The organism is Jiella sonneratiae (genome assembly GCF_017353515.1).
Lineage (GTDB): Bacteria > Pseudomonadota > Alphaproteobacteria > Rhizobiales > Rhizobiaceae > Jiella > Jiella sonneratiae.
Genome location: NZ_JAFMPY010000033.1, coordinates 1 through 13,804 on the forward strand (window position 1 = coordinate 1; position 13,804 = coordinate 13,804).

8 protein-coding genes and 3 pseudogenes are annotated in these 13,804 nt (G+C 68.2%); 2 read left to right on the plus strand and 9 right to left on the minus strand.

Features of this window, described 5'->3' with window-relative positions:
• Positions 1-48 precede the first annotated feature (48 nt).
• On the plus strand, positions 49-348 hold the full coding sequence (locus J1C47_RS21140) for a glycosyltransferase (protein ID WP_207352794.1): 300 nt from the start codon (positions 49-51) through the stop codon (positions 346-348).
• Here the strand turns inward: J1C47_RS21140 and J1C47_RS21145 are convergent.
• A complete protein-coding gene (locus tag J1C47_RS21145) occupies positions 345-923 on the minus strand; it encodes a recombinase family protein (RefSeq protein ID WP_207352795.1) in 579 nt (192 codons plus the stop codon). The genes J1C47_RS21140 and J1C47_RS21145 overlap by 4 nt on opposite strands.
• A 155-nt stretch (positions 924-1,078) precedes the next feature.
• Here J1C47_RS21145 and J1C47_RS21150 point away from each other — a divergent pair.
• Positions 1,079-3,965: pseudogene (locus J1C47_RS21150) on the plus strand (Tn3 family transposase).
• Between the two features lie 285 nt (positions 3,966-4,250).
• Here the strand turns inward: J1C47_RS21150 and J1C47_RS21155 are convergent.
• The 8 genes and pseudogenes from J1C47_RS21155 to biuH all read right to left on the minus strand — a co-directional run bounded on the left by J1C47_RS21155 (position 4,251) and on the right by biuH (position 13,167).
• Positions 4,251-6,050 (minus strand): tetratricopeptide repeat-containing sulfotransferase family protein, encoded by a 1,800-nt coding sequence (locus J1C47_RS21155; RefSeq protein WP_342592034.1) that lies wholly within the window; start codon positions 6,048-6,050, stop codon positions 4,251-4,253.
• 178 nt (positions 6,051-6,228) lie between these two features.
• A pseudogene (locus J1C47_RS21160) lies at positions 6,229-7,071 on the minus strand (Hint domain-containing protein); the annotation flags it as partial.
• Positions 7,072-7,083: 12 nt separating this feature from the next.
• Complete coding sequence (locus J1C47_RS24170) at positions 7,084-7,749, minus strand: FCD domain-containing protein (RefSeq protein ID WP_207352797.1); 666 nt, start codon at positions 7,747-7,749, stop codon at positions 7,084-7,086.
• A gap of 30 nt (positions 7,750-7,779) precedes the next feature.
• Positions 7,780-9,609, minus strand: a complete 1,830-nt coding sequence (atzF, locus tag J1C47_RS21170; RefSeq protein WP_207352798.1) for an allophanate hydrolase — start codon at positions 9,607-9,609, stop codon at positions 7,780-7,782.
• A gap of 105 nt (positions 9,610-9,714) precedes the next feature.
• Entirely contained in the window at positions 9,715-10,059 is a 345-nt protein-coding gene (locus tag J1C47_RS21175) for a cupin domain-containing protein (RefSeq protein ID WP_207352799.1), read from the minus strand.
• Between the two features lie 119 nt (positions 10,060-10,178).
• A pseudogene (locus J1C47_RS21180) lies at positions 10,179-10,838 on the minus strand (cysteine hydrolase family protein); the annotation flags it as partial.
• Complete coding sequence (locus J1C47_RS21185; protein ID WP_207352801.1) at positions 10,838-12,445, minus strand: ABC transporter ATP-binding protein; 1,608 nt, start codon at positions 12,443-12,445, stop codon at positions 10,838-10,840. The pseudogene J1C47_RS21180 and the gene J1C47_RS21185, both read right to left, overlap by 1 nt.
• Positions 12,442-13,167: a biuret amidohydrolase gene (biuH, locus tag J1C47_RS21190; protein ID WP_207352802.1), complete on the minus strand. Its 726-nt coding sequence runs from the start codon at positions 13,165-13,167 to the stop codon at positions 12,442-12,444. The genes J1C47_RS21185 and biuH overlap by 4 nt, the downstream gene beginning before the upstream one ends.
• Positions 13,168-13,804: the final 637 nt, after the last annotated feature.

Consider the following 13,804-nt stretch of genomic DNA (forward strand, 5'->3'; position numbering starts at 1 on the left):
CGAACCCTCCGCTGATCGCGAGGTGAATCGGACCACAAACCGGCGGAATTGGGAATCCGAAATCGCAAGAAACCCGGTGTCAAAACCCAGCTTTCCTGCAAAATCGAAACCTTGCCGAAGCCAAAAAGCCAAACCCTATCAAGCCGTCAGCGATACTTCACGGATGACGACCCCGCCACCTGGGCCGACCACGTCAGCCGGCTGCTCGAAGACGACGCGCTCTGGACCAAGCTTTCGACCAACGGGCGCGACTTCGTGGCGGAGCATTTTTCGGTGCAGCGCGGCCAGGAACTCATGCGCAAGGCGTTCCACGGGTCTGCTCCGGTATGGGGCCAAATCGTACGCTAAGGGTGAGCGTTTCGGTTTAGGGTTCGATAGACGGTTGGTCGCGAGACCGAGAACAACTCCGCGAGATCGCTGACGCTGTAGTCGCCGGTATCGTACATGCGGCGGAGTTCCCGGTGCTGCCTGTCTGAGAGTTTCGGCTTCTTGCCGCGCAGTTTTCCCTTGGCGCGGGCGATCTTCATGCCTTCGCGGGTCCGCATGCGAATGAGGTCGGATTCGAATTCGGCAAAGGTCGCGAGAATGTTGAAGAACATTCTCCCCATTGGATCGGCAGGATCGTAGACAGCCCCGCCAAGCGCCAGGCTGACGCCACGCGTGACGAGACCGTCAGCGATTTCTCGGGCATCGGGCGCGGAACGAGCCAGCCGATCGAGCTTCGTGACGACGAGAGTATCTCCCGCTCGCACGGCGGCAAGCGCCTGATCGAGACCTGGCCGCGCGCGTGTGCGCCCCGTCAGGCCGTGATCGGTATAGATGCGATCCGGCGCGACACCCAGTTCCAAGAGCGCATCATGCTGAGCGGCAAGGTCCTGCTTGTCAGTAGAACACCGTGCGTAGCCGATCCGGGTGCTTTTCATGGTCGAAGTGTACGATAAGGGTGCCTTCACCGCAAATCATATCGTACCAGTCTTATGATACAGTTCAGGGCGGCTGTTTCCGGGACATGTCCTCCTGTGTTCGATCGTCCGCTGATCGATCCTCTTGCGGACACACTCATCTCCCGGGAAACCCCATGCCCAGACGCCATATTCTGACGGATCGCCAGCGTTCCGCCCTCTTCGACTTGCCGACTGACGAAACAGCTCTCCTGCGACACTACACACTGGCCGACGATGATATCGAACATGTCCAGGCGCGCCGACGGTCGCAGAACAGGCTGGGCTTCGCGCTTCAACTCTGTGCTTTCCGATATCCGGGCCGCCTGCTGCGCGCCGGCGAGGTTATTCCCTCCGGCGTGCTCGATTTCGTCGGTGCTCAAATCGATGTCCAGCCGCACGATCTCGAAGGCTATGCCGTCCGGCGAGAGACGCGGCGGGAACACCTGCAAAGCCTTCGCATGATCTATGGCTACAGGATGTTCGCGGGCCATCGCGCGAGCGAACTGAAGGCATGGCTCGACCGCGAGGCCGAGGCCGCGCAGTCCGGTGAGGATCTGGCCCGGCACTTCGTCGAGGAATGTCGCCGGACGCAGACCATACTGCCCGGCATCTCGCGTATCGAGCGGTTCTGTGCCGATGCATTGGTCACCGCCGAGCGGCGGATCGAGGCGCGCATTGCGGATCGGATCGACAAGGACATGCGCGCATCGCTCGACGCGCTGCTCACCGAGACGGTCGACGGGAAGACGAGCCGGTTCATCTGGCTGCGCCGGTTCGAGGTGGGCAACAATTCCGCCGACATGAGCCGCTTGCTGGATCGGCTGGAAGCCCTGCAACGGATTGATCTCGATGCCGGTTGTCTGGACGGGGTTCCGCCGCACCGGATCACGCGCCTGCGTCGACAGGGCGAGCGGTACTTTACGGACGGATTGCAGGACATCTCCGGCAATCGCCGCCTTGCCATCCTTGCGGTCTGCGCGGTGGAGTGGCGTTCGGCCATCGCGGATGCCGTCGTCGAGACCCACGACCGTATCGTTGGCAAGACATGGCGAGACGCCAGTCGCCTTTGCGACGCACGGATCGTCGACGCCAAGGCGTCCGTTGAGGACACCCTGCGAGCCTTCTTCTCGCTCGGCACCGCGTTGCTGACGGCAAAGAGCGACGACGCGCCGCTTTACGAGACGATCGCGACAAGCTGCGGCTGGGATGGGCTGTAAAAGTTGGTCGCCAGTTCCGCCAGGCTGACGGACACGATAAAAGCCGATCCGCTCGACCATGTCGTTCAAGGGTATCACCGCTTCCGGCGCTATGCGCTGCGGATGCTGAAGGCGCTCGATATCAGCGCCGCGCTGGTCGCGACGCCGCTGATTGCGGCGGCGGAGATCGTCAGGTCTGGAGGATCGGACCGGCCAACCGACTTCCTCGGCCCGCGCTCGAAATGGCTCCGGCACCTGAAGGCACAAGACACGGATGACCATCGGCTTTGGGAGGTCGCGGTGCTGTTTCATCTGCGCGATGCCTTCCGTTCCGGCGATATCTGGCTGGCGCGGTCCCGGCGATATGGCGATCTGAAGAAGGCTCTCGTACCGATCGCGGCAGCGCGGGCAACCACGAAGCTGATCGCACCCTTCGATCCCGCCGAGTGGCTTCAGGATCGCAAGACGCGCATGGTTGATGCGCTTGACCGGTTGGCAAAGGCAGCCCGAACCGGCGCGATACCGGGCGGGTCCATTGTTGACGGAGCCCTAAAGAAAGACGGAGCGGCTGACCGCTACCATTCCTACCGAGGCCGACGAGTTGGTGCTCGATCTCTACCGCCGCCTGCCTGATGTCCGGATCACCGACATCATGCTGGAGGTCGATGCGGCCACCGGCTTCACCGATGCGTTCAGCCATCTGCGCACCGGCGCGCCATGCAAGGATCGGATCGGGCTCTTGAATGTCCTGCTCGCCGAGGGGATCAATCTCGGCCTGAGCAAGATGGCCGAGGCCTCCAACACTCATGATTATTTCCAGCTCTCCCGCCTGTCGCGCTGGCATGTCGAGAGCGAGGCGATCAACCGCGCGCTCGCCATGGTGATCGAAGGACAGGCGGCGCTGCCGATAGCTCGATTCTGGGGCGCAGGCGACACCGCTTCCAGCGACGGCCAGTTCTTCTCCGCCGCCCGGCAGGGCGAGGCGATGAACCTGATCAACGCAAAGTACGGCAGCGAACCGGGGCTGAAAGTCTACACCCATGTGTCCGACGTGTTCGGACCCTTTGCCACTCAAAACATCCCGGCCACTGTGGGCGAGGCGCCCTACATCCTCGATGGTCTGCTTATGAACGAGACCGGCAAAAGGATCAGGGAGCAATACGCCGATACCGGTGGCTTCACCGATCATGTCTTTGCTGTGACCGCACTTCTTGGCTACCGGTTCGTTCCGCGCATCCGCGACCTGCCCTCGAAACGACTTTACGTCTTCGATCCGTACATGGTGCCCAAATCGCTGAAGCCCCTGATCGGCGGCAAGATCAGGGAGGGCACGATCACCGCCAACTGGCCGGATATCCTGCGCAGCGCCGCCACCATGGTCGCCGGGATCATGCCGCCCAGTCAGCTCCTGCGTAAATTCGCCGCCTATCCGCGCCGGCACGATCTGGCCGTGGCCTTACGCGAAATCGGACGGATCGAGCGTACGCTCTTCATTGTCGAATGGTTGCTCGACACCGACATGCAGCGCCGCGCGCAGATCGGCCTGAACAAGGGCGAGGCCCATCATGCGCTCAAGAACGCCCTGCGGATCGGAAGGCAGGGCGAAATCCGCGACCGTACCGCCGAAGGCCAGCATTACCGCATGGCGGGCCTGAACCTTCTCGCAGCCATCGTGATCTACTGGAACACCCTGCATCTCGGCCATGCCGTCGCCGCTCGCCGAAAGGCCGGGTTCGACTGCCCGCCCAATCTCCTCGCCCACATCTCTCCTCTCGGATGGGCACATATCCTCCTCACCGGCGAATATCGATGGCCGGAAAAATGACGAAGCCGCCTAACGTACGATTTGGCCCCCTACCGGAGCAGACCCCTTCCAGGCGGCGGACATCTACTTCACGCTGTAGAGCATATGCCGCCGGGACGACGGTTCTCGGCGGCACCCCCCGGCATGGCATGGGCGGCGGGACCGGCCTGGCAGGCGGACGACTGGTCTCGCTGGCCCGCGGTTTCGGGCCGGAGCTCCAGAAGGGTCGCGGAGCCTCGAGCATGATGCTGAGAAGCCGGAAACCGGCCCTCGGCAAGGATCATGCCTCGACGGGAAGAGCGACGCTCAGTCGATCGCGTATCCCAGCCGCTCGATCAGCGGCGCGAGGATCGGCAGCGCCGGCTCCAGATGGCGGCGGTAGTTGCGGAAACGGTAGCAGGAGCGGTCGTAGAGCTTCTCGGTCACCTGCGCGTAGCTCGCCGTGCGGGCATAGCGGGTGTTTTCCTCAAAGCGCAGCGCCTTTTCCTCGAAGGCGACGCCGATCGCCTCGAACAGGCCGCGCACCGTCCGCTCCTGATCCATGACGACGTCCTCGTAGCGCACCGGCACGTAGCGCAGGTCCATCTCCGTCCTGTAGTGCGCGACGAGGTCGTGGGTGAGGACGAGGTGGGTCGCGGCGGTTTCCAGCTTCGACGCGCAGTAGCCGCCATGGGTGAAGAAGTTCGACATGGCCGACACCATGACGTCGAGCGGATGGCGGATGACGTGGAGCAGCGGCGCGGCGGGAAAGATCAGCCCGATCAGCCCCATATGCACCTCGTTCAGAGGCATCTTGTCGGTGAAGAAACGGGCGCCCTCGCCGCCGAGCCCCATCTGTGCGGCCCTCAGCAGATAGTGGTCCCGCAACGTCTCGAAGCCGTGCCGCCGGTCGCCCAGCCAGACCTCGCTCAGTGCCTCCGGATATGGCAGCGGCGACGCCAGCAGGCGCGGCGCCACGGCGGCGATCTCGCGCAGCAGCGGCAACTCGTCGCCGGCGGCGATGGCGTCGACGCTCGACAGCGTCTGCTCGACGAGCGTCGTGCCGGACCGGGGAAAACCGAGGATGAAGATCGGCTGCGGCACGTCCTGCCGCGCCGGCGCGCGCGGCAGGAGATCGAGACGGCTGCGCCGGAAATACTGGCGAAGCCGCTCGGCGAGTTCCCGCGCCTCGTCGCGAAGATAGGCCGGCGCGCCGAGTTCGAGGGCCCGGGCCTTGCCGGCGGCAAAGTCCGCCCAGGCCTCGTCGTAGCGGCCCATCCGGTCGAGGAGCCGGCCCCGTTCGAGCTGTTCGACCGGCCTCAGCCGCACCGTCTCGTCTCGCCGGGAGCGCTGCAGCGCGCCGAGCGCTTCCTCGTAGCGCCCCTGCCGACCGAGCACCGTCGCGCGGGTGAGCGCCAGGGCCGAGGAGTTCGGCGCCCGGCGTTCGACCTCGTCGAGAACGGCGTGGGCGGCCTCGAACCGGCGGTCCGCCTCTTCGAGCTGCGCGAAGGCGATCCAGGTCCTGACATTGTCGGGCGCCGCCGCGGTCATCTCGCGGTAGAGGCTCCGCGCCTCCTCGACCCGGCCGAGCCGGCGCAGGTTGAGCGCGAGGTTCGACAGCACGATCGGATAGCGCTCGTCGCCGAGTTCCAGCGCCCCGCGGCAGTGATGGACCGCGACGACCGGCTGATGCGCCTCGGTCATCAGCATGGCCATCAGGTTGTGGGCCTGCGGCAGGGTCGGTGCGAGGCGCACGGCGGCCCGCGCATGAATCTCGGCCTTTTCGAGATTTCCCTGGGAAAGTTCCAGCTGGCACAGCCTGTTCATCGCCCAGAGATTCGTCGGATCGCCCTCCAGCAGCCGGGCCAGCAGCGCACGCACCGCCGCCGGCTTGCGTTCCGCCTCGCGGATCCGCGCCAGGAGCTGCAGCATCGCGCCATGCCGCGGCTCGGCCTCCAGCACCTCGACGGCGATGCGCGCGGCGGTGGCCGCATCGGCGCGCTCGAAGGCCGCCAGCGCCTCGCCGATCTTCTGGGCGAACTGCTGGTGGTTCTCGGCCCGTGCGTCGGGATCGACCGGGGGCCGCGGCGTGCGGACCGAGCCCGCCTGCCCGGTTTCCGGCGCCACGCGTGGCGCAAGCGGTTCGATGTCGCAGCATTTGGCCGCTCGCAGGCCGCTGCCACAGCGGCACAGGGCCTGTGCGGAACTTTCCATCGCGGGCTTTTCGTCCTCGTGGCACAGGCGGGGCCGGGCTCGGGCCCGCTCCGCCTGTGCGACATTGGTACCGGGCTCCAGGCTGCCGGGATCAGGCGCTGGCGAGAGCGCGCTCGCGTACCGGCCGGACCGGCTCTTCGGCAACGGCTGCCGGCGCCACCCAGCGACGCGTCTGTCCCGGTAGCAGGTCGAGCGTCAGCGTCACCTCACCGGAGAGCCCCTCCCAGAGCGCGGCAGGCAGCAGCGCCCGGCCGGTGGTCCAGCGCCAGTCGCCCTCGAGCGGGTGGAAGCCCAGCGTCAGCCGCGAGTCGTCCGCCGCGATCCGCTGCGTCGCCCCGGTCTCGTCGGTGAGCGTCAGGCCGCGGAACACCACGCCCAGCGTGCTCTTGTCCGCCGTGCCTCCGTGATGCGCCGGAACCCAGCAGGACGACAGCAGCCAGGCATCGCCGGCATCGGCGGGGAGCGTCAGCCGCAGCGCCTCGTCGGCGGCGAGCGGCAGTGCCAGCATTCCGGCCTCACCCGCCGCGTCGGCCTCGATCTCGACCCTGATTTCCGGGCCAGCCGGCTCCTCGGTCCAGCCGAGGCGGCGCGCCTGCGCCATCAGCCGGGCGCGCACGGCGCCGAGGATCTCCGGATCGGTGGTGAAAGGCAGGCAGAAGGGCAGGTCGTGGGCGTCGACGCGTCCGTCCTCGGGCACGATGTCGGCCCCGAGGAAGAAGCGACGGTTGCCGCAGTCGAGATAGCTTTCCGCCGGCAGACCGTTGGCGAGAAGGACGTCGTGGCCGTCGAGCTCGATATGATAGTAGGCGATCCGGTCGAGCTGGACCTGCCGGATGGTCGAGCCGTTCACCAGGGCGCCGACCGGGACCAGCAGGTCGTCGACCACCGAGACCCTGACGGCATGGGCCGCCGAGAGCCACAGGGCGCACTCTGGAAGGCCGGGCCCTCAAGCCCGATGCGGCGGCGCCCGGTCGATCGCCTCGACGGCCTCGACCGCCTCGCGGACGATCAGGATGTGGTCGCGCATCGCCTTTGCGGCGCGCGCGCCGTCGCCGGCGACGATCGCCGCCACGATCGCCGCATGTTCCCGGTGCGAGGCTTCGGGGCGCTGGTAGCCCTCGAATTGCAGATTGCGGAACGGCGCGAGACGGCGGCGCACGGCGAGCGCCGTCTCCTCCAGGAAGGCGTTGCCCGAGCCGGCATAAATCGCCGCGTGGAAGCGCTCGTTGTGCAGGCGGTACGCGGCGACGTCGTTCTCCCGCGCCGGCCTCGCGCCGCTTTCGTGCAGCGCCTCGAGCGCCGCCAGCGCCCCGCCCGCGAGGACCTCGGCGCAGAGCCGGGCGGACAGCGCCTCGAGCTCGGCCATGACGACGAAGGTCTCGTCGAGCTGCTGCGGCGACAGCTTGGTGACGATTGCGCCGCGATGCGGCCGCGACAGGGCGAGTCCGTTCGCCTCGAGCTGGCGCAGCGCCTCGCGGATGGGGGTGCGCGAGACGCCGAATTCCGCCGCCAGCGAGACCTCGTCGAGAGGCTCCCCCGGTTTCAGATGGCCATGGACGATGCGGTCCGCGACGGCCTCGCGGATTACGTCCACCTGGGTACGCTTCGTCACGCCGCGCCGGTCCTTGCATGCAATCTTTCGTCAGACCGCCTTCTTGCGGGAAGCCAGGAAGTTTTTCCAGCCGGCAAAGCCGGTAATTTCCACCGCGCCGGCAAGGGCCGCGGCTTCGCAGAGAAAGCCCGGGACCGTCGAGCCGTCTTCAAGCGACAGTTTGCCGATGCCGAGCGGCGCGGGGATCGCCGCGACGAAGCTGCCGAAGGCGGCGGGCGCCATCTGCCAGACCTCGACCTCGATGCCCGGACCGGCAAAGCCCGGCTCGCGCAGGAGGCCCGGCTTCGGCGGCTCGGTGTCGAGGGCGAAGAGGCGGTAGTCCGGCCGCGTCGTCGTCTTGCGCAGGAGCCGGGCGCCCCGGCCGGTGAGTTCGTGGTTGAGCGCCATGCCGGTGAGATGCGCCCCGACGACGGCGATCTCGATGGTGTCGGAGCCGCCGCCCCCGCTGCCGGAAACGATGTCGTTAGCCGGCTCACCTGTCGTGCCGGGCGCGAAATCGCGGGCGAGGCCGGCGCCGCATGCGGCAGCCGCGTGCATCGCCGCGGCGAAGGGTGCGAGCGCCTCGTCGCTGTCGCGCGGGGCGACGAGCTGGACGCCGAAGGGAAGTCCGGCCTCGGTGAAACCGGCGGGAACGGCGATCGCCGCGCAGCCGAAGAAATTGGCGAAGTTGGTGAAGCGGCCGAACCGCGCATTGAGGGCGATCGGATCGGCCCGCATCGCCGCGACGGTCGTAATGTCCGGCGAGGTCGGCAGGAGCAGCGCGTCGAGCTTCGCCCATTCGGCTTCCGCCTCGCGGCGCAGCTCTTCGAGCCGATAGGCGCCGCGAAAGGCGTCGGCGGCGCTCATCGCCCGGCCTCCCTCGACGATCCGGCGCACCGTCGGATCGAGGCTGTCCGGGCGCTCGGCGAGGAATTCTTCGATCGCCGCCAGCCGCTCGGCGACCCACGGCCCATCGTAAAGGAGCGCCGCCGCCTCGCGGAACGGCCGGTAGTCGAAGGTGACGACGGCCGCGCCGAGGCTCGAGGCCCGCTCCGCGGCCTTGTCGTAGAGCCGCCGATATGCGTCGTTTCCGAAGAACTCGCATTCGCCGGCTTCGGGAACGCCGATCCGCAGGCGATCCGGCAGGGCCGCATCGCCGAACCGCCTTGCATAGGCGTCGGCCGCGTCGAAGCCTTCCGCCGCCCGGCGGGCGATGATCCCGTCGGCAACGCTTGGCGCGAAGACCGTGACGCAGTCGATCGAGCGGCAGGCCGGCACGACGCCTGCGGTCGAGACGCGGCCGGGCGACGGCTTGATGCCGACGATGTTGTTGAAGGCGGCGGGGACGCGGCCGGAACCTGCCGTGTCGGTGCCGAGCGAAAAGGCGGCGATGCCCGCCGCGACGGCGACCGCCGACCCCGAGGACGAGCCGCCGGAGACATAGGCCGCGTCGAAGACGCAGCGCGGCGCGCCATAGGGCGAGCGGGTGCCGTTGAGACCGGTGGCGAACTGGTCGAGATTGGTCTTGCCGACGAGGATCGCGCCGGCCTCCCGCAGCCTGGCGACGGCCGTCGCGTCCTTTTCGGGCACATAGGCATAGTCGGGGCAGGCGGCGGTGGTCGGCATGCCGGCGACGTCGATATTGTCCTTCACCGCGAAGGGAATGCCCCAGAGCGGCAGCGAATTCGGCGCCGGCGCGCGGGCGGAAAGCGCCGCGGCGTCGGCGCGCAGGTCGGCGCGTGAGCGCTTGAGAATGAAGGCCGCAGGGTCGCAGGTCTCCATCCGCGCCGCGACCATGTCCATGACGTCGGCGGGGCTGGCGCCGGCGGCGTACATCGCCCGCAGGCTGGCGAAATCGAGGATCGTCGGAAGCTCTGTCATCGGTCCCCTCCCGGGGGGCTCAGTTTGTTATGTTCGTTTGCCCAGGCAAGCGCGAAGCGGGGCGAGCTGAACGTGGCGCCCTTCGGGGTGCGACCAGGCGAGCCGTCACCCTTCGTCCTCCAAAATCCGCACCGGCGCGGCCCAGGATATCAGCACCAGGCAGCCCTCGTCGGACCAGACGCGGTGGCGGCTGCCCGGCTCGTTGAGGACGAGGTCGCCGGCCCGGTAGGTGCCGGCATCGTCGCTCTGGGCGCCGGAAAGGACGAGGATCGTCTCGAGCCCGGTGTGTTCGTGCAGCGGGACGCAAGCGCCGGGCGCGTAGCGCAGGAGCGCCGTCTCGCCCTTTTCGCCATCACCGGAAAGCCGGGCGATCTCGACGCCCGCGCGGAACGGCTCGAAGCGGATCGCGGCGGGATCGAGGTCGAGCAGCCGGGGAAGGACGACCGGCATCAGAGCACCGTCCCGAAGCCGATCGGCGTCGCCGAAAGCGGATCTGCCGGGCGCTCGCCCGCTTCCGCCGGCTTCGGCGCCCGCTGTTTCGGCTCGTCCGGTTCATCCGGTTGGCGCGCGGCAAGACCTTCGAGGATCGCCGCGACCGGTGCGGCCCAGCCGACGATCGCCCCCTGCGCGGTGATCATGTCGATCGCGACGCGCTTGAATTCGGCGAAGTAGCTCTCCGTCGCGTCCTCGGCGAGGAGGCACTCGTAGCCGCGGTCGTTCGCCTCGCGCATCGTCGTCTGGACGCAGACTTCCGTGGTCACGCCGGCAAAGACCAGCTGGGTGATGCCGAGGCCCGCCAGATGGTCGGTCAGCCCGGTGGCGTGGAAGGCGCCCTTCCCCGGCTTGTCGATCACCGCTTCGCCGGCTGCCGGACAAAGCGCCGGCACGATCTCCGCCCCCGGCTCGCCGGCGATCAGGATGCGGCCCATCGGCCCCGGATCGCCGATCCGCAGACCCGGCGCGCCGCGCAGGCGCTTGGCCGGCGGACAGTCGGAAAGATCGGGCCGGTGGCACTCGCGGGTGTGGATCACCGGCAGCCTTGCTGCCCGGAAGCCTTCGATCAGCCGGGCCGTCGCCGGCACGATCGCCTGGAGCCGCGAGACGTCGTTGCCGAGGCTCTCGCCGAAGCCGCCGGGCTCCAGGAAATCGCGCTGCATGTCGATGACGATCAGCGCCGCCCGGGCGGGATCGAGCGGGAAATCGAAGGGCCGTGCCGTGACGCTCGCCATCAGTGCGTCCCTCCGGTTTCTGCCGCCGCATGGCCGGCCATGTGGGCGCCGATCTCGCGCGTGTCGGCCTTTTCGCCGCCGGCGCATTCGAAGACGATGCGGCCTTCGAACATCACCGCGATACGGTCCGACAGAGCGACGATCTCGTCGAGGTCCTCGGAGACGAGAAGCACCGCGGCGCCCTCGTTGCGCGCCTTGAGGATCTGCGCCCTGATGTCGGCGACGGCGCCGAAATCCAGGCCGAAGCAAGGGTTTGCGGCGACGAGGAGGTCGGTCTCGCCGGAGAGTTCCCGGGCGAGCACCGCCCGCTGCACGTTGCCGCCGGAGAGCGTCTCGATGCGCGCGGAAGGCGACTGCGTCTTGACCTGATAGGCGGCGATCAGCCGCTCCGCCTCGCGGCGCATGAAGCTTCTGTCGAGGAGGCGCCGCGGCGCCCCGTCCGCGCCCCGGTCGAAGGAGCGGAAGGCGAGGTTTTCGGCAACGCTCATCCGCCCGACGCAGGCGTTGCGCAGCGGCTCTTCCGGCAGGCAGCGGACCTTCATCGCCTGGGCGGCGGCGCGGCTCGCGTCGTAGGGCGCCCCCTTCACGCGGATCTCGCCGGCATCGGGCCGGGCCTGGCCGGAGATCAGCTCGACCAGCCGCGTCTGGCCGTTGCCGGAAATGCCGGCGATGCCGACGATCTCCCCTGCCCGCACGTCCAGCGCCTCGATCGCGACGGAGCCCCGCGTCCCGGCATCGCCGGAGACGAGGTTGCGGGCGAAGAGCACCGACTCGCGCGCGGCGGCGTTGACGACGCGCTCCGGCACCGCGGCGAGTTCGCGTTCGCCGATCATCATGCCGGCCATGTCGGCGGTCGAGAGGGCCGCAACCTTCCCCTCGCCGACCTTGGCGCCCTTGCGCAGCACCGTCACCCGGTCGCAGAAGGCCGTCACCTCGGCGAATTTGTGGGTGATCAGAAGCACCGACATGCCGGTTTCGAGGGCGCGGGCGCGCAAAAAGCCGAGCACCTCGCGCGCCTCGTCCGGCGTCAGCACCGAGGTCGGCTCGTCGAGGACGAGGATGCGGCTGCCGAGATAGAGCTGCTTCAGGATCTCGGTCTTCTGGCGCTCGCCGGAGGAGAGCCGGTCGACCTTGGTGTCGAGCGGCACTTTCAGCGGCATGGTCTGAAGGAAGTCGGAGAGCGCCCTGCGCTCCTTCCTCCAGTCGATGACGCCCGGCACCTCGCTGCGCGACATCACGAGGTTTTCGAGGACGGTCATCGACGGCACCAGGGTGAAATGCTGGTAGACCATGCCGATGCCGAGGCGCCGCGCATCGCGCGGGCTGGCGATCGTCTGTTCCCGCCCGTCGAGGATCACGCCGCCCTCGTCGGGGTGGTAGTAGCCGAGCATGCATTTGACGAGGGTCGACTTGCCGGCGCCGTTCTCGCCGAGCAGCGCGTGGAACTCGCCGGCGGCAAGCGCGATCGAGACGTCGTCGAGGGCGGTGAAGGCCCCGAAGCGCTTGGTGAGGCCGACCGCCTCGAGCAGCGGGCGCTCGGCGCCCCCGATCTCCGAGGCGCCGGCAGGCGTCGCCGCCTCGGGCAGGCTGCGGGCGAGCGCGCTCATCGGATCGCCTCGATGAAGGCGCCGCTCGTCGCCACCGCGCCGAAGACGCCGCCCTGCATCTTCACCATGTCGAGGGCGGCGAGATGGTTCTCCGTCTTGGTGGCGCCGGTGCAGTCGGACAGGATCAGGCACTCGTAGCCGCGGTCGTTGGCGTCGCGCATCGTCGTGTGGACGCAGACGTCGGTGGTGACGCCGCAAAGCACGATGTTGCGGACGCGCCGCGTCTGCAGGACGAGGTCGAAGTCGGTGGCGAGGAACGAGCCCTTGCCCGGCTTGTCGATGATCGGCTCGCCGGCAAGCGGCTGGAGTTCGGGGATGATCTCCCAGCCCGGCTCGCCGCGCACCAGGATGCGGCCGCACGGGCCCTGGTCGCCGATACCGGCGCCGATCCGCTGCGAGCGCCAGCGCTTGTTGGCCGGCAGGTCGGAAAGGTCCGGCTTGTGGCCCTCGCGGGTGTGGATGACGGTGAAATCCGCGGCTCTCGCGACCTCGAGCAGCCGGGCGATCGGCTCGATCGGGGCTCTCGTATTGGAGAGGTCGTAGCCCATGGAATCGACGTAGCCGCCGGGAGCGCAGAAATCGACCTGCATGTCGATGACGACGATGGCGGTGTTTTCGGGCCTCAGGTCGCCGTCGAAGGGCCAGGGATAGGGGTCGGACGCGACCGTCCGCCCGCCCGGCACGAAGGCCGCATCGATGCGTTCGTCGAGGGTGTTCGTCATGGGTGGGGTCCTTGTCGGTTCATGGCGCTTCGGACAGGAGGTCGGCGATTTGCGGGGACCCTCGCCGCGGCGGCGTCCTCGAGCTTGTGCTTCGGCATCGTCCCGGCGTTTCGACGGTGTTGGCTCGGCGTTTCGACGGTGTTGGCTCGGAATAGCTGGCCACGGTTGTCGACGAGGCAGAATGGCTGCGGGCTCCGACGCTTCGTCATCCCGGCCAAGGAGCCGGGATCCATTCCAAACCGTCGATGCTGTCGGGCACTCCGGTAGAGCCGCTTGGAGCTCGACGCAGCGTCATCCTCGGGCTTGTCCCGAGGATCTCCTGCCGCCGGATCGAAGAACCGACCGTCGGCGCTCGGCCATTCGGCAACGCTTCTGGAGCGGAGGGGACGGTAGATCCTCGGGACAAGCCCGAGGATGACGACGTGGCTGGAGTGGCCGAGGTTGTGGCGGGGGCTTGGGGTCGGGCGCGGGCGACCCCCCTCTGTCCTGCCGGACATCTCCCCCGCAAGGGGGGAGATCGGCAGTGGCACGGGCTCCGCCTCTTCCGTGGACCTTTGCGCAGTCTTTCCTGTCGCCAAGTCGCCGCAGGCGTCCGGGCGAGATCGATCTCCCCCCTTGCGGGGGAGATGCCGGCAGG

Bases quoted from the DNA above. Each gene is read 5' to 3' on its own strand.
- J1C47_RS21145 (WP_207352795.1), bottom strand. From the start codon at position 923: ATGAAAAGCACCCGGATCGGCTACGCACGGTGTTCTACTGACAAGCAG.
- atzF (WP_207352798.1), bottom strand. From the start codon at position 9,609: ATGACAGAGCTTCCGACGATCCTCGATTTCGCCAGCCTGCGGGCGATG.
- J1C47_RS21175 (WP_207352799.1), bottom strand. From the start codon at position 10,059: ATGCCGGTCGTCCTTCCCCGGCTGCTCGACCTCGATCCCGCCGCGATC.
- J1C47_RS21185 (WP_207352801.1), bottom strand. From the start codon at position 12,445: ATGAGCGCGCTCGCCCGCAGCCTGCCCGAGGCGGCGACGCCTGCCGGC.
- biuH (WP_207352802.1), bottom strand. From the start codon at position 13,167: ATGACGAACACCCTCGACGAACGCATCGATGCGGCCTTCGTGCCGGGC.